This is a genomic window from Streptomyces sp. TAA486 (assembly GCF_000426165.1).
In genome coordinates this window covers 276,501-295,069 of record NZ_AUEV01000007.1, presented here as the reverse complement: position 1 = coordinate 295,069, position 18,569 = coordinate 276,501, and the positions used below count along the sequence as shown (strand labels likewise).

Annotated in this window: 18 protein-coding genes; 11 read left to right on the top strand and 7 right to left on the bottom strand. The window is 69.6% G+C overall.

All coding sequences use genetic code 11. The features are described 5' to 3' along the window. The first annotated feature begins 130 nt into the window (after window positions 1–130). The 6 genes from ftsZ (at window position 131) to I004_RS0112110 (ending at window position 5,158) form a co-directional block, all read left to right on the top strand. Window positions 131–1,339 (top strand): cell division protein FtsZ, encoded by a 1,209-nt coding sequence (ftsZ, locus tag I004_RS0112135; RefSeq protein ID WP_028435715.1) that lies wholly within the window; start codon window positions 131–133, stop codon window positions 1,337–1,339. Further along, complete coding sequence (gene pgeF / locus I004_RS0112130; RefSeq protein ID WP_028435714.1) at window positions 1,336–2,067, top strand: peptidoglycan editing factor PgeF; 732 nt, start codon at window positions 1,336–1,338, stop codon at window positions 2,065–2,067. Before ftsZ ends, pgeF begins: the two co-directional genes overlap by 4 nt. 2 nt (window positions 2,068–2,069) lie before the next feature. Beyond that, window positions 2,070–2,798, top strand: coding sequence for a YggS family pyridoxal phosphate-dependent enzyme (locus I004_RS0112125; protein WP_028435713.1), 729 nt, complete (start codon window positions 2,070–2,072; stop codon window positions 2,796–2,798). Between the two features lie 154 nt (window positions 2,799–2,952). Next, a complete protein-coding gene (locus I004_RS0112120) occupies window positions 2,953–3,588 on the top strand; it encodes a cell division protein SepF (protein ID WP_028435712.1) in 636 nt (211 codons plus the stop codon). A gap of 75 nt (window positions 3,589–3,663) precedes the next feature. Continuing rightward, window positions 3,664–3,948 (top strand): YggT family protein, encoded by a 285-nt coding sequence (locus I004_RS0112115; protein WP_028435711.1) that lies wholly within the window; start codon window positions 3,664–3,666, stop codon window positions 3,946–3,948. A gap of 52 nt (window positions 3,949–4,000) precedes the next feature. Next, window positions 4,001–5,158 carry a DivIVA domain-containing protein gene (locus I004_RS0112110; RefSeq protein WP_028435710.1) on the top strand — a complete coding sequence of 386 codons (1,158 nt, stop codon included), beginning with the start codon at window positions 4,001–4,003 and terminating at the stop codon, window positions 5,156–5,158. A 375-nt stretch (window positions 5,159–5,533) separates the two neighbouring features. Here I004_RS0112110 and ileS read toward each other — a convergent pair whose 3' ends face one another. Beyond that, window positions 5,534–8,686, bottom strand: a complete 3,153-nt coding sequence (gene ileS, locus I004_RS0112105) for an isoleucine--tRNA ligase (protein WP_028435709.1) — start codon at window positions 8,684–8,686, stop codon at window positions 5,534–5,536. A 449-nt stretch (window positions 8,687–9,135) separates the two neighbouring features. Between ileS and I004_RS0112100 the strand changes: the two genes are divergently transcribed. The 4 genes from I004_RS0112100 (at window position 9,136) to I004_RS0112085 (ending at window position 13,215) form a co-directional block, all read left to right on the top strand. Next, window positions 9,136–9,936 carry a TraR/DksA family transcriptional regulator gene (locus I004_RS0112100; protein ID WP_028435708.1) on the top strand — a complete coding sequence of 267 codons (801 nt, stop codon included), beginning with the start codon at window positions 9,136–9,138 and terminating at the stop codon, window positions 9,934–9,936. Window positions 9,937–10,002: 66 nt separating this feature from the next. Beyond that, on the top strand, window positions 10,003–10,584 hold the full coding sequence (gene lspA / locus I004_RS0112095; RefSeq protein WP_028435707.1) for a signal peptidase II: 582 nt from the start codon (window positions 10,003–10,005) through the stop codon (window positions 10,582–10,584). Between the two features lie 94 nt (window positions 10,585–10,678). Continuing rightward, on the top strand, window positions 10,679–11,620 hold the full coding sequence (locus I004_RS0112090) for an RluA family pseudouridine synthase (RefSeq protein WP_028435706.1): 942 nt from the start codon (window positions 10,679–10,681) through the stop codon (window positions 11,618–11,620). 2 nt (window positions 11,621–11,622) lie between these two features. Next, window positions 11,623–13,215 carry a Na+/H+ antiporter gene (locus I004_RS0112085; RefSeq protein WP_028435705.1) on the top strand — a complete coding sequence of 531 codons (1,593 nt, stop codon included), beginning with the start codon at window positions 11,623–11,625 and terminating at the stop codon, window positions 13,213–13,215. Between the two features lie 35 nt (window positions 13,216–13,250). Here I004_RS0112085 and I004_RS33570 read toward each other — a convergent pair whose 3' ends face one another. Next, window positions 13,251–14,345 (bottom strand): mechanosensitive ion channel family protein, encoded by a 1,095-nt coding sequence (locus tag I004_RS33570; RefSeq protein ID WP_051344953.1) that lies wholly within the window; start codon window positions 14,343–14,345, stop codon window positions 13,251–13,253. Window positions 14,346–14,454: 109 nt separating this feature from the next. On the opposite strand from I004_RS33570, the gene I004_RS0112075 reads away from it, so the two are divergent. Then, window positions 14,455–15,036: a dienelactone hydrolase family protein gene (locus I004_RS0112075; protein ID WP_028435704.1), complete on the top strand. Its 582-nt coding sequence runs from the start codon at window positions 14,455–14,457 to the stop codon at window positions 15,034–15,036. A 7-nt stretch (window positions 15,037–15,043) separates the two neighbouring features. Here I004_RS0112075 and I004_RS0112070 read toward each other — a convergent pair whose 3' ends face one another. From I004_RS0112070 to I004_RS0112050, 5 genes are all read right to left on the bottom strand, one after another. Further along, window positions 15,044–15,811, bottom strand: coding sequence for a carboxymuconolactone decarboxylase family protein (locus I004_RS0112070; protein ID WP_028435703.1), 768 nt, complete (start codon window positions 15,809–15,811; stop codon window positions 15,044–15,046). A 177-nt stretch (window positions 15,812–15,988) separates the two neighbouring features. Next, window positions 15,989–16,687 carry a GntR family transcriptional regulator gene (locus I004_RS33565; RefSeq protein WP_051344984.1) on the bottom strand — a complete coding sequence of 233 codons (699 nt, stop codon included), beginning with the start codon at window positions 16,685–16,687 and terminating at the stop codon, window positions 15,989–15,991. A gap of 55 nt (window positions 16,688–16,742) precedes the next feature. Further along, the gene (locus tag I004_RS33560) at window positions 16,743–17,696 is read right to left on the bottom strand and encodes an NAD(P)-dependent oxidoreductase (RefSeq protein WP_078511038.1); all 954 of its coding nucleotides are present in this window, start codon (window positions 17,694–17,696) and stop codon (window positions 16,743–16,745) included. Beyond that, on the bottom strand, window positions 17,689–18,084 hold the full coding sequence (pcaC, locus tag I004_RS0112055; RefSeq protein ID WP_028435702.1) for a 4-carboxymuconolactone decarboxylase: 396 nt from the start codon (window positions 18,082–18,084) through the stop codon (window positions 17,689–17,691). Before pcaC ends, I004_RS33560 begins: the two co-directional genes overlap by 8 nt. A gap of 70 nt (window positions 18,085–18,154) precedes the next feature. After that, on the bottom strand, window positions 18,155–18,541 hold the full coding sequence (locus tag I004_RS0112050) for a cupin domain-containing protein (RefSeq protein WP_028435701.1): 387 nt from the start codon (window positions 18,539–18,541) through the stop codon (window positions 18,155–18,157). Window positions 18,542–18,569: the final 28 nt, after the last annotated feature.

Sequence of the window (18,569 nt, the reverse complement as noted above, 5' to 3'; positions counted from 1 at the left end):
GTCGACTTAGTGTCCGTTCCCAAGACTCCAGGGAAGACAGACACCGGTAACCCTAAACTTCACACTTAGGGTTCGGGTCGACGTGGACCGCCCGACAGGGATACGTAACTCGAGGCGAGAGGCCTTCGACGTGGCAGCACCGCAGAACTACCTCGCAGTCATCAAGGTCGTCGGCATTGGCGGCGGTGGCGTGAACGCCATCAACCGGATGATCGAGGTCGGTCTCAAGGGCGTCGAGTTCATCGCGATCAACACTGACGCGCAGGCCCTGTTGATGAGCGATGCCGATGTCAAGCTTGATGTGGGCCGTGAACTGACACGCGGTCTGGGAGCCGGCGCCAACCCCGATGTGGGCCGCAAGGCTGCAGAGGATCACCGTGAGGAGATCGAGGAGGTCCTCAAGGGGGCCGACATGGTCTTCGTCACGGCCGGCGAAGGAGGCGGCACCGGCACCGGCGGCGCCCCCGTCGTCGCCAGCATCGCCCGCTCGCTGGGCGCCCTGACGATCGGCGTCGTCACCCGGCCCTTCACCTTCGAGGGCCGGCGCCGCGCCAACCAGGCGGAGGACGGCATCGCGGGCCTCCGCGACGAGGTCGACACCCTCATCGTCATCCCCAACGACCGCCTGCTGTCCATCTCGGACCGTCAGGTGAGCGTGCTCGACGCGTTCAAGTCGGCGGACCAGGTGCTGCTGTCGGGCGTCCAGGGCATCACCGACCTCATCACCACGCCGGGGCTGATCAACCTCGACTTCGCGGACGTCAAGTCCGTGATGTCGGAGGCCGGTTCGGCGCTGATGGGCATCGGCTCCGCCCGCGGGGACGACAGGGCCGTGGCCGCCGCCGAGATGGCGATCTCCTCGCCGCTGCTGGAGGCGTCGATCGACGGTGCCAGAGGCGTGCTGCTGTCCATCTCCGGGGGTTCGGATCTCGGCCTGTTCGAGATCAACGAAGCCGCGCAGCTCGTCAGCGAGGCAGCGCATCCCGAGGCCAACATCATCTTCGGCGCCGTCATCGACGACGCTCTCGGCGACGAGGTACGCGTCACCGTCATCGCTGCGGGCTTCGACGGAGGGCAGCCGCCGTCCAGGAACCGCGGCGAGAAGGCACTCGGCTCACACGCCTCCAAGGAGGACTCCTCGTCCTTCGGAACCGACTCGGACAGTGACCGCCCGTCGTTCGGTGGTCTCGGCAGCGTGACCCCGCGCGAGAGCGAGCCGGAACCGCTGGGTGAATCGTCCGGCGCCGGCCGCGACTCACTGCCTCCGACGGTCCCGCCGGCCCGCCCGTACCAGGACAGCCAGGCCGAGGAACTGGATGTGCCGGACTTCCTGAAGTGATAGGCAAGCACGACTCCGCGAGCGGCGCGCACTTCGCATTCACCGACAGGTGGGGCGGGGTGAGCGCCGCTCCGTATGAGTCGCTCAATCTCGGCGGCCGGGTCGGTGACGACGCCGCGCACGTACGCGAGAACCGTTCCCGTGCCGCCGCGTCGTTCGGGCTCGACCCGGACGCCGTGGTCTGGATGCACCAGGTGCACGGGCGTGATGTCGCGCTCGTCGATGGGCCGTTCGGGGACGACGCCACCCCGGTGGACGGAATCGTCACCCAGCGCCCCTCGCTCGCCCTCGCCGTTCTCACCGCCGACTGCACCCCGGTGCTGCTGGCCGATCCCGTCGCGGGCGTCGCTGGTGCGGCGCACGCCGGGCGACCGGGTCTGGTCGCGGGCGTGGTGCCCGCGCTCGTCGAAGCGATGCGGGACCGCGGGGCGGTGCCGGAACGGATCGTCGCGCGCACCGGTCCGTCCGTGTGCGGCCGTTGCTACGAAGTTCCCGAGGAGATGCGCGAGGCCGTCGCGGCCGAGGTGCCGGAGGCTTACGCCACCACGAGTTGGGGCACCCCGTCGGTCGACGTCGCGGCCGGTGTACGAGCGCAGCTCGCAGCCCGCGGTGTCACAAGTCTGGAACAGTCCACTGTGTGCACCATGGAGTCATCTGATCACTTTTCGTATCGGCGCGAAAAAACGACCGGCCGTCTCGCGAGCTATGTCTGGTTGGAGGCGAACTGACCGTGACGGACCTCACGGCCCGTCAGGCCGAACTCGCCGAGAACCTCGCACGGGTGGAGGAGCGCATCGAGGGCGCTTGCGCCGCCGCGGGGCGCATCCGTGACGAAGTGACGCTGATCGTCGTCACGAAGACCTATCCGGCCCGTGACGTACGGCTGTTGTCGGACCTGGGCGTGCGGCACGTCGCGGAGAACCGGGACCAGGAGGCGGCGGAGAAGGCCGCGGAGTGTGCGGACACCCCTGTGACGTGGCATTTCGTGGGCCAGCTCCAGACCAACAAGGCTCGTTCCGTTGCGGGTTACGCCGACGTGATCCACTCCGTGGACCGCCACCGGCTGGTCAACTCGCTGAGCAGCGCCGCCGTGGCCCAGGACCGTCAACTGGACTGCCTGATCCAGGTCGCACTCGACGCGGAGTCAGAAACCGCCGCAGGGCGGGGTGGTGCTGCTCCGGGGTCGGTGCTCGCGTTGGGTGACGAGATGGCGTCCGCCCAAGGGCTGCGCCTGGCAGGGGTGATGACGGTCGCTCCGCTCACGGGACCGTACGCGGGACGGCCGCGCGAAGCCTTCGAGCGGCTGCGGGAAATCTCAACCGGCCTGTGTACAAGGCATCCTGCTGCAACCATGGTGTCAGCAGGGATGAGCTCGGATCTCGAAGAGGCCGTAGCCGCTGGTGCGACACATGTGCGCGTCGGCAGTGCGGTACTCGGAGAGCGACCCAGGCTCGGGTAACGTCGCCAAGCAAGTCGGACCACGGCACAAAATATGGTCATTTCCGTTGGAGAGCAGACAGCGGGACAGGCCCGGGTCCAACCACCGGTGACGGAGCCATGGGGCCACCCCGCCGAAGGCAGGGGAACCCACCACAGAGCGGAGGACGCAGAGAATGGCCGGCGCTATGCGCAAGATGGCGGTCTACCTCGGCCTCGTGGAGGACGATGGGTACGACGGCCCGGGTTTCGACCCCGATGACGAGTTCGAGCCCGAGCCGGAGCCCGAGAGGGACCGCCGGCGGCACGAGCCGTTGCAGTCGCACGACCCCCTGCAGAAGGACGAACCGGCCGAGCCGGTACGCGTGATGCACCCTCCCGTGCAGCGGGAGAGGGAGCAGTCGTCTCCCCCTGCGGTCATCGAAAATGGACGATCCGGGAGAATTGCCCCCGTGTCATCCATCACACCTGAACGCCAGAGTCTGGAGAAGAGTGCCCCGGTGATCATGCCCAAAGTCGTGTCCGAGCGGGAGCCGTACCGGATCACGACGTTGCACCCCCGGACGTACAACGAGGCCCGTACCATCGGGGAACACTTCCGCGAGGGTACCCCCGTGATCATGAACTTGACGGAGATGGACGATACGGACGCGAAGAGACTTGTCGACTTCGCGGCCGGTCTGGTCTTCGGTTTGCACGGGAGTATTGAAAGAGTGACGCAGAAGGTGTTCCTGCTGTCTCCTGCTAACGTCGATGTCACGGCGGAGGACAAGGCCCGCATCGCAGAGGGCGGGTTCTTCAACCAGAGCTGAAGACGCAAGGATCAACGGAACGGGCCGTGAGGTCACGCGAGAGCGCCCAACGTGGCGAGGGGAGAGGGAAGCGCAGTGAGTACCGCACTCGAGGTGGTCCAAGTCGCGTTGTACTGCTTCCTGCTCGTGTTGATCTTCCGACTGGTGATGGACTACGTCTTCCAGTTCGCCCGCTCATGGCAGCCCGGCAAGGCGATGGTGGTCGTTCTAGAAGCGACCTACACTGTCACTGATCCGCCACTCAAGCTGCTGCGGCGGTTCATCCCGCCGTTGCGCTTCGGGGGCGTGGCGCTCGACCTGTCCTTCTTCGTACTGATGATCATCGTCTACATCCTGATCAACGTCGTGGCCAGGCTGTGAACGATCGAAATGGTCTTGCCGACATGCCGACGAGTTACGTTGAGGTGAAGAGATGCCACTGACCCCCGAGGACGTGCGGAACAAGCAGTTCACGACCGTCCGCCTCCGAGAAGGTTACGACGAGGACGAAGTCGATGCCTTCCTAGATGAGGTCGAAGCCGAGCTGACGCGCCTGCTGCGCGAGAACGAGGACCTGCGCGCGAAGCTCGCCGCAGCGACCCGTGCCGCCGCGCAGAACCAGCAGCAGGGCGGAATGCGCAAGCCGGAGCCGCAGGACAGGCAGGGCGGGCCGGTGCCCGCTGCCATATCAGGTCCTGTGCCGCCCGGTCAGCACGGCGGTCCGGGGCAGCACCCAGGTCAGCACCCCGGCCAGCATCCTGGCCAGCACCCCGGGCAGCACCCCGGCCAGCACGGCCCGCAGCAGGGCATGGGCGGCCCCCCTCAGCTTCCCGGCGGTCAGCCGCAGCTTCCTGCTGGTCCCGGCGGTCCTCAGGGCGGTCCCGGTGGCCCCATGGGTCCCGGCGGACCCCAGGGCGGCCCCGGTGGCCCCATGGGTCCCGGCGGCGGCCTGCAGATGCCGGGTGGCGGCGGGCAGAACAACGACAGCGCCGCGCGCGTCCTGTCGCTTGCCCAGCAGACCGCCGACCAGGCCATTGCGGAAGCCCGTTCCGAGGCGAACAAGATCGTCGGCGAGGCGCGCAGCCGTGCCGAGGGTCTCGAGCGGGACGCCCGCGCCAAGGCCGACGCCCTTGAGCGGGACGCCCAGGAGAAGCACCGCGTCGCGATGGGCTCCCTCGAGTCCGCCAGGGCGACGCTGGAGCGCAAGGTCGAGGACCTGCGTGGCTTCGAGCGCGAGTACCGGACGCGTCTGAAGTCGTACCTGGAGAGCCAGCTGCGTCAGCTGGAGAACCAGGCGGACGACTCGCTGGCTCCGCCGCGTACTCCCGCCGCGCCTTCCCTCCCGCCGTCCCCGTCGATGGCACCCGCGGGCGCACCCGCCGGCGCTGGGATGGGCACCATGGGAGGCCACCAGTCGATGGGCGGCAACGGAATGGGCGGCCACGGTGGTCCGAGCTACGGCGGGGGCCAGCAGCAGATGTCCCCGGCCATGACGCAGCCCATGGCGCCCGTACGTCCGCAGGGCGGCCCCGCGCCGCAGCAGGCTCCGTCACCGATGCGGGGCTTCCTGATCGACGAGGACGACAACTGATCGTCTGACGGCGGACTACGCCGGCACAAGGCAAGGGCCGGGCCCGGAAGCGAGAGGCTTCCGGGCCCGGCCCTTGCCTGCGTGGGGGCCGGTATCGCAGAGGAGCCATGGCCCGTGGCAATCGCAGAGGAGCCATGGCCCGTGGCGCTCGTCGCGGCCACACAGCGCCCTCAGACGCCTCGTGCGCCCTTCTCCGACTCCGAGCTCCTTGGGCGGGCTCTCACTCCGTCAGCCGGATACTCAGAGGTTTCTGTGGCGGGCACGCCGTGACGGGCCTCCTGCGACAGCGAGGGACGCGCGCAGGCCCCCATGGGGGCCGCCCGGCGTGCGGACGGCCCCCACGGCCCGTTCTGCCCCCTCTGCGGGGCGCTTCCGTCAGACCTTGCGGAGTCGGAAGGTCAGGGAGAGCGACTCGTCCTGGAACGGGGCGCCGAAGGCGGACTCCTCGGTGCCGCTCGCGTCCGCGGTCTCCTGTGCGAAGTCCTCCGCGAGGACCTCGTCGGAGATCAGCCCGGTGTGGTCCACGAGGGCCTGTCCGACCTCCTCGTCCGTCGTGGACCAGCGCAGGGCGATGCGGTCGGCGACGTCGAGGCCCGAGTTCTTGCGGGCCTCCTGGATGAGGCGGATCGCGTCCCTGGCGAGGCCGGCGCGGCGCAGCTCGGGGGTGATCTCCAGGTCGAGCGCGACCGTCGCTCCCGAGTCGGAGGCGACGGACCAGCCCTCGCGCGGCGTCTCGGTGATGATCACTTCCTCGGGTGAGAGCGGCACTTGCTCGCCGTCCACCTCGACCCCGGCTGTGCCCTCGCGGAGCGCGGCCGAGAGGGCTGCCGCGTCCGTGTCGGCGATCGCCTTGGCGACGGCCTGGGTGCCCTTGCCGAAACGGCGGCCCAGGGCACGGAAGTTGGCCTTTGCCGTGGTGTCCACCAGCGAGCCGCCGACCTCCGAAAGGGACGCGAGAGCGCTGACGTTGAGCTCCTCGGTGATCTGGTTGCGCAGGTCGGGGGAGAGGGTCTCGAAGCCGTGCGCGGCGACGAGCGCGCGCGAGAGCGGCTGGCGCGTCTTGACGCCGGACTCGGCGCGCGTCGCACGCCCCAACTCCACCAGGCGGCGCACCAGAAGCATGTCCTGGGAAAGCTCCGGATCCACCTTGCCCAGGTCCGCCTCGGGCCAGTCGGCAAGGTGCACCGAGTCAGGCGCCCCGGGCGTGACGGGGACGATCAGGTCCTGCCACACGCGCTCGCTGACGAACGGCACGATGGGGGCCATCAGACGCGTGATCGTCTCCAGCGTGTCGTGCAGTGTGCGCATCGCCGCCGGGTCGCCCTGCCAGAAGCGGCGCCGCGAGCGCCGCACGTACCAGTTGGACAGGTCGTCGACGAAGGTGGAGAGCAGCTTGCCGGCGCGCTGGGTGTCGTAGCCCTCCATGGCCACCGTCACCTGGTCGACCAGCGCGTGCAGTTCGCTCAGCAGCCAGCGGTCCAGCAGTGGTCGGCTCTCGGGCGCCGGGTCCGAACCGGAGGGCGACCAGCCGGACGTACGGGCGTACAGCGCCTGGAAGGCCACCGTGTTCCAGAACGTCAGCAGAGTCTTGCGGACGACCTCCTGGATCGTGCCGTGCCCCACGCGCCGCGCGGCCCACGGCGAACCGCCGGCCGCCATGAACCAGCGCACCGCGTCCGCGCCGTGCTGGTCCATCAGCGGGATCGGTTCGAGGATGTTGCCCAGGTGCTTGGACATCTTCCGGCCGTCCTCGGCGAGGATGTGTCCGAGGCAGACCACGTTCTCGTACGAGGACTTCTCGAAGACGAGCGTGCCGACCGCCATCAGCGTGTAGAACCAGCCGCGGGTCTGGTCGATCGCCTCGGAGATGAACTGCGCAGGGTAGCGCTTCTCGAAGAGCTCCTTGTTCTTGTACGGGTAGCCCCACTGCGCGAACGGCATCGAGCCCGAGTCGTACCAGGCGTCGATGACTTCGGGGACGCGCGTCGCCGTCAGCGAGCAGCCTTCGGCCGGGCAGCCGAAGGTGATCTCGTCGATGTACGGGCGGTGCGGGTCGAGCGCCGACTGGTCGGTGCCCGTCAGCTTCGTCAGCTCCGCCAGTGAGCCGACGCACGTCAAGTGACCTTCCTCGCAGCGCCAGATGGGCAGCGGCGTGCCCCAGTAGCGGTTGCGGCTGAGCGCCCAGTCGATGTTGTTGTCCAGCCAGTCGCCGTAGCGTCCGTGCTTGACCGACTCCGGGTACCAGTTGGTGCGTTCGTTCTGTTCGAGAAGCGCGTCCTTGATCTGGGTGGTGCGGATGTACCAGGACGGCTGTGCGTAGTAGAGCAGAGCGGTGTGGCAGCGCCAGCAGTGCGGGTAGCTGTGCTCGTACGGGACGTGACGCAGCAGCAGGTTCCGGGCGGCGAGGTCCGCGACGAGCGCCTCGTCCGCCTTCTTGAAGAACTGCCCCTCCACCAGGTGCAGTCCGGCCTCGAAGGTGCCGTCGGGGCGGACGGGATTGACCACCGGGAGGCCGTAGGCGCGGCAGGTGCGCATGTCGTCCTCGCCGAAGGCGGGGGACTGGTGGACCAGGCCGGTGCCGTCCTCGGTGGTGACGTAGTCGGCGTTGACGACGAAGTGGGCGTTCTCCATCTCCACGATGTTGAACGGGCGTTCGTAGTTCCAGCGCTCCATCTCGGCGCCGGTGAAGCGCTGCCCGGTCGCCTCGAAATCCTCGCCCAGCGCCTTTTCCAGCAGGGGCTCGGCGACGACGAGTTTCTCCAGCCCGTTCGTCGCGACGACGTACGTGACGTCCGGGTGGGCCGCGACAGCGGTGTTGGACACCAGCGTCCAGGGCGTGGTCGTCCAGACCAGGAGCGACGCCTCGCCGGCGAGCGGTCCCGAGGTCAGCGGGAACCGCACATAGACAGACGGGTCGACGACTGTCTCGTACCCCTGGGCGAGCTCGTGGTCCGAGAGGCCGGTGCCGCACCGCGGGCACCAGGGGGCGACGCGGTGGTCCTGGACCAGCAGACCCTTCTCGAAGATCTGCTTCAGCGACCACCAGACGGACTGGACGTACTCCGGGTCCATGGTCCGGTAGGCGTCGTCCATGTCGACCCAGTAGCCCATGCGCGTGGTCAGCTCGGCGAAGGCGTCGGTGTGCCTGGTGACGGACTCGCGGCAGCGGGAGTTGAACTCCGCGATGCCGTAGTTCTCGATGTCCTGCTTGCCGTTGAAGCCCAGCTCCCGCTCCACGGCCAGCTCGACGGGCAGCCCGTGGCAGTCCCAGCCGGCCTTGCGGGCCACGTGGTATCCGCGCATCGTGCGGAAGCGCGGGAAGACGTCCTTGAAGACGCGTGCCTCGATGTGGTGGGCGCCGGGCATGCCGTTGGCGGTGGGCGGGCCCTCGTAGAAGACCCACTCGGGCCGCCCCTCGGACTGCTCGAGAGTACGGGCGAAGACCTTGTTGTCCCGCCAGAAGTCGAGCACGGCGTGCTCGAGGGCGGGCAGGTCGACCTGGGCTGGCACCTGGCGGTACTGCGGCATCGGAACTTCCTCCGGCGGACATCTCTGCTTCCGTCGGAGGGACGAGAGCGCCTGCCTGAACGGCGGCGGCCCCGCGGTACCACCCTCCTTGGCAGCGGGCCGCGCCCACTGCCCCCTCATTGGGGTGCGCTGCCGGTTCTACTCGCGCCGGTCGGCCCGGCCCTTTCTTCCGGCGGCTCCGGGGTGATCTTCACGCCGTGCAGGCCCCTGGGCTCACACCGTCCCCAGGTCGCTCGCGGCTGCGTACGGACGCTACTCGTCCCCTTCATCGCCTCTCGCTCAGCCCAGTGTACGGGGCCCGGCGGACTGCGGCGGGCCGGTTTTCGCAGGGCCGGGCGGGGCACAACGGATTGGAGACCGGCGTGCCCCCGTTGTCGAGTGTTCGGAGTCGATTTATCGTTCCGGTCACGTTCGCGAGCAAGATCACAATATGTGAAGGGGCCACGGCCATGGTGGCGAAGGGATCTGCCGCGAGTACTCCGGCAGCTGCTGACAAGTCCACGAAGAAGGCCGCGGCCACGAAGAAGACCTCTGCGGCCGGCAAGACGGCCGCGAAGAAGACGGCCGCGAAGAAGACGGCGAAGAAGGCCGCACAGAAGAAGCAGGGGAGGCCCGCGGCGAAGGGGGAGGCGCCCGCGAAGAAGACGACGGCGAAGAAGGCAACGGCGGAGAAGACTCCGGCGAAGAAGGCCGCGCCCAGGAAGACGGCGGCGAAGAAGGCCGCGGCGCCGAAGCGCGCCGCCAAGAAGACCACGGCGAAGAAGCAGACGACGGGAGCCGAGAAGGTGGCTGCGAAGAAGACTCCGGTGGCGAAGGCCGACAAGGTTCCCACGGCACGTGCGGTCGCCGCGCAACCCGGCGAACTCGCCGTACGGGCCGGTGAAGAGCCGTGGACGCCGGAAGAGGTCGAGGAGGCCCGCAGCGAACTGCAGAGCGAGGCACAGCGGCTGCGCGACGAACTGGTGGCCTCCGGCGAAGCGCTCGACGGGCTCATGCGCGACTCCGGTGACGGTGCCGGGGACGACGACGCCGACACCGGCACCAAGAACATCACGCGCGAGCACGAGATGGCCCTGGCGGCGAACGCCCGCGAGATGCTCTACCAGACCGAGCGGGCCATCGAGCGGCTCGACGCCGGTACGTACGGCCTGTGCGAGAACTGCGGAAATCCGATCGGCAAGGCCCGGATGCAGGCGTTCCCGCGGGCGACGCTGTGCGTGGAGTGCAAGCAGCAGCAGGAGCGGCGCTAGGTGCCCGAGGGGCAGTTGGGGGGTGAAGGGGGCCGCGGCCGTCCTCATATGTCGTACCCTCGTCGGGTGACAGAGGTGGAGCGGACTATCGGTACCCCTGACGAGGCCAGGAAAGAACCCGCCGACGGTTCCGGCGGCGACGACGCACAGACCGCCCCCCGCGGCAGGCGCCGGGTCGGGGTTCTGATCTCGGTGGCCGCTCTCGCCTACGCGCTCGACCTGATCAGCAAGCTGATCGTGGTGGAGAACCTGGAGCAGCACGCCCCGATCCGGGTGATCGGCACGGTGCTCCAGCTGGACGTGGTGCGGAACCGGGGGGCGGCCTTCGGCATCGGCGAGGCTCTCACCATCGTGCTGACGGCGATCGCGGCCGTGGTGATCGTCGTGATCGCGCGGATCGCGAGACGGCTCTACAGCGCTCCCTGGGCGATCGCGCTGGGGCTGCTGCTGGGCGGGGCGTTCGGCAATCTCACCGACCGCGTCTTCCGTTCGCCGGGCGTCTTCCAGGGCGCCGTCGTGGACTTCATCGCACCCACGCACTTCGCGGTCTTCAATCTCGCGGACTCGGCGATCGTGTGCGGGGGCATTCTGATCGTGATCCTCTCCTTCCGTGGCCTCGACCCCGATGGGACCGTCCACCGCGACTGACCGGCGACGGAGCGCGTCGAGGCGCTTGCCGCCGATGCGCGGTGTCCGGCCCGCGATGACGGAGAGCATGCGGTCGTCCGGCATACTCGATCAGGTGAGCACGATCCCCGAAACCCGCACCCTGCCCGTACCGGACGGCCTCGAGGGCGAGCGCGTCGACGCCGCCATCGCCCGGATGTTCGGCTTTTCTCGTACGAAGGCCGCCGAACTGGCCGCCGACGGCAAGGTGTTGCTGGACGGCGCCGAAGCCGGCAAGTCCGACCGGGTCCACGGGGGAGCGTGGCTGGAGGTGGAGCTGCCGCCTCCACCCGAGCCCGTGCGGGTCGTGGCCGAACCCGTCGAGGGCATGGCCGTCGTCCACGACGACAGCGACCTCGTGGTGGTGGACAAGCCCGTGGGCGTCGCCGCGCATCCGAGCCCGGGCTGGAGCGGCCCGACGGTGATCGGCGGGCTGGCCGCGGCCGGGTACTCCGTCTCCACCTCGGGGGCGGCCGAGCGGCAGGGCATCGTGCACCGCCTGGACGTGGGTACATCCGGGCTGATGGTCGTCGCCAAGTCCGAGCGCGCGTACACCCTGCTGAAGCAGCAGTTCCGGGAGCGGACCGTCGACAAGCGGTACCACGCCCTCGTACAGGGGCACCCCGACCCGCTCAGCGGCACGATCGACGCGCCCGTCGGACGGCACCCGCAGCACGACTACAAGTGGGCGGTCACCGCGGACGGGAAGCCGTCCGTCACGCACTACGACCTGATCGAGGCGTTCCGCGCCGCCAGCCTGCTCGACATCAAGCTGGAGACAGGCCGTACGCACCAGATCCGCGTGCACATGTCCGCGCACCGGCACCCGTGCGTCGGTGACCTCACCTACGGCGCCGACCCGACGCTCGCCAAACGGCTGCGGCTGGGGCGGCAGTGGTTGCACGCGGTCCGGCTCGGCTTCGAGCACCCGTCGGACGGGCGCCGGGTGGAGTACGAGAGCACCTACCCGGACGATCTCCAGAAGGCCCTGGACATCGTCCGGGCGGAGAGCGCCTAGGCGTGGACCAGCTCGCTCTGCTCTTCGCCCTGCTGCTCGGTGCCGTACTGACCGTCCCCGTGGGCGACCGAATAGGCGTGCCGGCTCCCGTGCTGATGACGCTGCTGGGCGGTGTCCTCGCGCTGCTGCCGGTCGTTCCGAACGTCGAGGTGCCGCCCGAGTTCATCCTTCCGCTCGTGCTGCCGCCGCTGCTGTACGCGGCCGTGCACCGCACCTCCTGGCGTCAGTTCGCGGCGAACAAGCGGCCGATATTCCTTCTCGCGGTGGCGCTGGTCTTCGTGACGACCGCCGCCGTCGCGGCTGTCGCGCACACGCTGGTGCCGGGGCTCGGCATTGCGGGTGCCGTGGCCCTGGGGGCACTCGTCGCCCCGCCCGATCCCGTCGCGGCGACGACGGTCGCCGGGCGGCTGGGGCTGCCGCGGCGGCTGGTCTCGATCCTCGAGGGCGAGGGCCTCTTCAACGACGTCACGGCGATCACCCTGTACCACGTCGCCGTCGCGGCGGCCGTCACCGGGACCTTCTCGGTAGGCGGCGCGGTCGGCGAGCTGGTCCTCTCCGGGGTCGTCGCGATCGTGGTCGGGCTCGCGCTCGGGTGGGCCGCGAACAAGCTCGCCGGATACCTGGGGGACGCGACGCTACAGACGGGGCTTACCCTGCTGGTGCCTTTCGCCTCCTACGTCCTGGCCGAGGAGCTGAAGGGCTCCGGCGTCCTGGCGGTGTTGATGACCGCCCTGTACCTCTCCTCCGGGCGGGCGGTGGACGCGGACGACGTGCAGGGGCGGCTGGTCGGGCAGAGCTTCTGGTCGATCGTCGACACGCTCGTCACCGGTGTCGCCTTCGGCCTGATCGGGCTCGAACTGGCCGTTGTCGTCGGGCCCGTGAGCGGCCGCTGGGGTGAGCTGCTTCCGGCCGCGCTCGCGGTGATCGCGACGGTTGTCGTGCTCCGGCTGGTGTGGCTCCTGCCGGCGGCGTGGCTCGCCAAGCGGCTGCACCGGCGCAAGGACCTGGATGAGGACATCCCGCTCAACTGGCGTGAGACGACCGTCGTTTGGTGGGCCGGTATGCGCGGCGTGGCCTCGGTGGCGCTGGCGCTCGCCGTGCCGCTGACCGTAGAGGGCGGTGGCAGCTTCCCGGAGCGGGACGCCATCCTCTTCATCGCCTTCGCCGTCGTCCTCGCCACCCTCGTGCTCCAGGGGCTGACGCTGCCGTGGCTGGTCAGGCGGCTTCACGTACGGGTGGACAGCGCCGCCGAGCGTGAACTGGAGCGGCGGCTGGCGCTGAGGTGCGCGAAGGCGGCGCGGCGGCGCGTACGGGAGGTCGAAGCGGTCGAGGACCTTCCGGAGGAGGTCTCCGAGGCCCTGCTGCGGCGTGCCCACGACGTGGGAGCGCGCATCTCACCGGACATCGTGGAGAGCGAGCGGCGCGAGGCGCACGCCAGGCGCGTCGCCCGGATGAAGAAGATGCACAGGCTCAACGCGGAGCTGCTCTCCGCGGCCCGGCACGAGATCCTCGCGGCGCGCGGTGAGCCCGGCGTCGACCCTGAGGTGTGCGACCGCGTCCTTCACCAGCTCGATCTGCGCAGCTTCCGCATCTGACCCGCCTGGCCTGACTGACCGGGCGGGGGCCAGCGTCAGGAGAGCCTGCTGCTGCGGTGGTTGCGGCTCTCCAGGTGCCCGTTGGAGTACGTCTCCGGGTGATCGCTCGCGGAGGAGAGCCGGATGCCGGGCAGCGCGTACGGGTGTTCACGCTGGAGCCAGTCGAGCAGATGTTCCCGCAGGTCGCAGCGGAGCGTCCACACGTCGTCGGACGTACGGGCCGTGACGACTGCACGTACCTCGATGGTGGTGGGAGTGGTGTCGGTGACGACGAGGCTCCAGCTGCGGCCGTCCCAGTAGTCGTTGTCGCGCACCAGCTCCTCGGTCCGCTTGCGCAGCTCCGCGATCGGGGCCGAGTGGTCCAGCTGGAGGTAGACCGTGCCGGTCTTCTGCGGGCCGCCGCGCGACCAGTTCTCGAACGGCTTGCTGGTGAAGTACGAGACCGGCATCGTCACCCGCCGCTCGTCCCAGGTGCGCAGCACCAGATAGGAGACGGTGATCTCGTCCACCGTCCCGAACTCACCGTCGACGACGACCTCGTCCCCGATGCGCACCATGTCGCCGAAGGCGATGGACAGGCCCGCGAAGAGGTTCCCCAGCGTGGCCTGGGCGGCGATGCCGGCGACGATTCCCAGCACACCCGCCGACGCGAGCATCGAGGTTCCGAGCGTCCTCATCGCCGGGAACTGCAGCAGGATCGCGGACGCCGCGATGACGACCACGACCGTGGTGACGAGCCGCTGGATGAGGGTGAGCTGCGTCTTCACGCGCCGTGCGCGCGCCGGGTCGTGTGCCACACCCGCGTACCGGACGGTGGTCGTCTCCACCACGGCGGCGAGGATCCGCAGGACCAGCCATGCCGTCGCGGCGATGAGGATGATGTGCAGCCACAGGTTGACCGTCGGGCGGTAGCTGTGTGTGATCTCCGCCTGATCGTAGAAGCCGTTCAGGAGGGCGACGAAGATCACGGCCTGCAGAGGCACGCGCCCGCGGCGCAGCAGCCCCCACATGGGTGTCTCGGGGTGACGGGCGTCTATGCGGCGCAGCAGACGGTCCACGCCCCAGGCGACGGCGAACGCGAGCACCATCGCGCCGCCGAACACGATGAATGGGCGCAGCACGTTCTCCATGACGGGACGACTCCTTGGGATCGAACGGGCACTCCGACCGTACCTGCCACCATGTGCGGTGACCCGGCCCGGAACACCTCCGCGGGTGACATGTGAGGGAAGTGACATTTTGGCCACCGTCGTTCTGTTCCACTCCGTCTACGGGCTGCGACCCGCCGTGCACAAGGCGGCGGACCGGCTGCGGGCAGCCGGCCACGAGGTGCACACGCCGGACCTGTTCGACGGGCGCACTGCCGGCACCGTCGAGGAGGGCGCGGAGCTGAAGGACGAGATCGGCCGGGACGAGCTGCTGATGCGCGCCGTCACCGTCACCGCGCCGCTGTCCGAACGCGGACTCGTCTACGCGGGCTTCTCCCTCGGCGGCTCGATCGCGCAGAACCTCGCCCTGGCCGACGAACGCGCGCGGGCGCTGCTGCTTCTGCACGGCACGTCGGACCTCCCTGAGGACGCCGCCGTGGACGACCTCCCCGTACAGCTGCACGTCGCCGACCCGGACCCGTTCGAGCCGCACGACTGGCTGAACGCCTGGTATCTGCAGATGCGGCGGGCCGGAGCGGACGTCGAGGTCTTCCGGTACGCGGGGGCGGGACACCTCTTCACGGACGAGGACCTGGACGACCACGACGCGGAGGCGGCCGAGCGCACCTGGCGCACGGCGCTGGGGTTCCTCGACAGCGTGCAGGCGCGCTGACCCGGGGTCAGCCGTCGGCGTCGCGCGCGCTGTTCAGTTCCTCGGCCAGGATGGGCGCCGAGACCGTCGCCGTGTGGACGCCGATGACGCTGACGATCTCCAGCACCTCCATGATCTCCTCGGGCGTCGCGCCGTGGCGCAGGGCGTTGCGCATGTGCAACTTGAGCCCTGGAGCGTAGAGATGGGTGGCTGCCGCGTCGAAGGCGCAGTACACGAGCTCCTTGACCTTCGGCTCCAGCACACCCTTCTTCCAGGGCAGTGACGAGAAGTCCAAGTAGGCCTTGAACAGTTCGGGGTCGAGCTCCAGCAGCCCGTCCCAGAACTCGTGCCAGTAGCCGCGGCTTTCGGTGAACTCCTCCTTCAGCGCCTCGCGGGTCTCGTCGAGAGGTGCCGGGCCCTGGCGCACGCCCTCCTCGTCGAGCACCTCGAGGAGCAGCGGGACGCCGATGTTGCATGCGTGGATGCCGAGTGTGCTGGTGAGTTCGAGCACTTCCATGATCTCGTCGCCGGTTGCGCCGTGCGCCATCGCCGCCCGTATGTGCTGCCGTACGCCGGGCGTGTAGAGGTGCGTGGCGGCGGCGTCGACCGCGATGTAGACGAACTCCTTGACCTTGGAGGGCAGATGGTTCTTGCGCCACGGGACGGTGCTGAACTCGAGGTATGCCTCCAGGTAGTCGGGGTCGAGCACGAGGATGCTCTCCCAGGCGTCGCCCCAAGTGCCGCGCTCTCGTGTGAAGCGGTCCTTGAGCTGCTGCTGGCGGTCGGTGAGGGACATGCCGGTGCCTCCTGAGGGTGTCCTGCGGGCGGCAGAGGGCGTTCTCCCGCGTCGCGGGGAACGGCGGCGTGCCGCGCCGGGATGGCGAAGGGTGGGTGGAGCGGGAGTCGAACCGTGCGGCTGTCGTTGCAGGTGTGCGGGCCGGCCGACGGCGAAGGGAAATGGGAGGAGGAGAGGTCAGGCCTCGCCGGTGGAGCCGTCCTCGTCGTCGAGCACCGTGGCGACGGTCGACGAGGCGTTGTCCAGATGCGTGCGGCTGAGCCGCAGGGCCTCGGTGACGTCGCCCTCGGCGATGGCCTCGACCAGGGCGCGCATCTCCTCCACGGCCTTGCGTGGCCGGCCCGGCTGGGACATCGACGTGGCCCGCAGGAGCTGGACTCTCGCCTGCACGCCGGCCAGGATCCGCTGGACCGTCGGGCTGTCGGCGCCGGCGAGCAGGGCGTCGTAGATGCCGTCCTTGGCCCGCAGCAGTTCACGCATGTCGTCGCTGGTGGCGCAGACCTTCTCGAACTCGGCCAGCGCGTCACGGAGCCGGCCGAGATGACCCGCCGAGGCCCGCTCGATGAAGCGCTGCACGGCCAGCCCTTCCAGCGAGGCGCGGACCGCGTACAGGTCGGCGGCCTCGGAGGGAGTGGGAGCGTAGACGACGGCACCCTTCTGCGGGATGACCGTCACGAGCCCTTCGGCCGTCAGCTCCCGCAGGACCTCGCGGACCGTGGTCCTGGAGACGCCGAGGGACTCGATCAACTCCCGCTCGACGAGCCGCTGACCCGGCTTCAGGTCGAAGTCGAGGATGGCGTTGCGGAGCACTTCGAGGACCTGTTCGCGCAGGGGAGCCGCCTGCCTGCCGAGACTGACGCCACGGAGCCCGTTCATCGTCCTGTCCTCTTCGCTCGATTTCATGTGATCGTACGGCCTGCTCGTCATGCATTTAAAGCTCGCTCCCTTCCCGGTCAGGTGGCCCGGCCTGCTCCAGCCAGCGGACGATCTCGGTGTGGTCCGCGCCGGACGGCAGGTGTCCCGCGGCCTCGCCCCACAGCTCCGTGGCGGCGGCGCCGAGACGTCCTGGGGTGCCTGTGCTCTCACCGAGTCCCACGGCGATCCGCATGTCCTTGAGCATGAGCCGGAGAGCGAAGCCGGAGTCGAAGCTGCGGCCGAGGATGAAGCGCGGCCATTTGTTCTCCGTAGAACCGCTGCGTCCGCTCGCCCCGTTGATCGCCTCGATCATCACCTCGGGCTCGAGGCCGAATGCCTGCCCGGCGAGGACCGCTTCGCACGTCGCCAGCAGATGTGTCGCGGAGAGCAGGTTGTTGAGTGCCTTGAGCGCGTGTCCGGCACCCTCCGGTCCGACGTGCAGCACCTTGGAGCCGAGGTTCTCCAGCACCGGCCGTACGGACTCCACGGCCGCCGCGGCGCCACCGGCCATGATGGTGAGGGTGCCTGCCGCCGCTCCGCCCGTGCCGCCGGAGACCGGTGCGTCGACCACGGCGACGCCGAGCGGGCGCGCGGTCTCCGCGAGCGCGCGGGTGCGCACGGGTTCGGACGAGCCCATGTCGACCAGGACCGACCCGCGCCGCATGGCGTCCAGCAGGCCCTGGTCCTCGACGACTCCGCCGACGGCGCCGGAGTCGGGGAGCATCAGCACGACGGCATCGGCCCCGAGCGCCGCTTCGGCCGCGGAGCCCGCGCGGGTCCCGCCGGTGAGTGCGGCGGTCTCGTCCGTCACTTCGGGCCGGGTGTCGTACAGGCTCAGCCGGTATCCCGCGTCGGCCAGGCGCTGCGCCATGGGGCCGCCCATGTTGCCCAGGCCGACGAAGCCCACCAGCGAGCCGCGGCCCAGTACGGACGGACCGGCCCCGTGCTCCGCGTTCGTCGGCTCATCCATCGGAGCGCACCTCCTGCAGCACCTTCTCCGCGACCCGGAAGGACTCCAGCGCGGCGGGGACGCCGACGTAGATGGCCGTCTGCAGCAGCGCCTCCTGGATCTCTTCCTCCGTGCAGCCGTTGGTGACGGCTCCCCGCACGTGAACGGCCAGTTCGTGCATGCGGTTGAGGGCCGTGAGCATCGTGAGGTTGAGCAGGCTGCGGGTTCTGCGGTCCAGGCCCGGGCGGTTCCACACGGCGCCCCAGCAGTACTCGGTGACCAGTTCCTGCACGGGCCGGCTGAAGTCGGTGACGTTCGCGAGCGAACGGTCGACGTGCTCCGCCCCGAGTACCTCGCGCCTCACCTGGAGGCCCTCTTCGAACCGGCCGTCGTCCTGCCTGGTTGTCATCCTTGCTCCTTGCTCGTCGCTCCTCTTGGTCAGCGCTGCCCGCGGATGCTCCGCCGGCGGCCTTTCGGCGTCAGCCGGTGCCCGGGTACGCGTCATCGGCGACCGGTTCGAGCCACGTCGTGGTCCCGAGCGAGACGGCGGTGTGGAGGAGATAGCTGCCGGGCGCCGCGCCGTGCCAGTGGATCTCTCCGGCGGGAACCCACACGGTGTCACCGGCGCCGAGCGGCTGCGCCGCCTCGCCCTGGGTGCACACCAGTCCGCTGCCCGCGGTGACTTGGAGAATCTGGCCGTGCTCGTGGCTGTGCCAGTGCGTGTGCGCGCCGGGGCTGAAGAACACGTCGTTGACGATGACGCCGTCGGTCGCCGGGAGCACCGGATCGGCCCACACGGAGCCGGTGAACGTGGCGGAGCGCTGCTCGGAGAGCCCGTCCCGCGCCCGTCCGTGGACGATTCGCATGCGGCTGCCTGCCCTTCTGTGCGGGCGC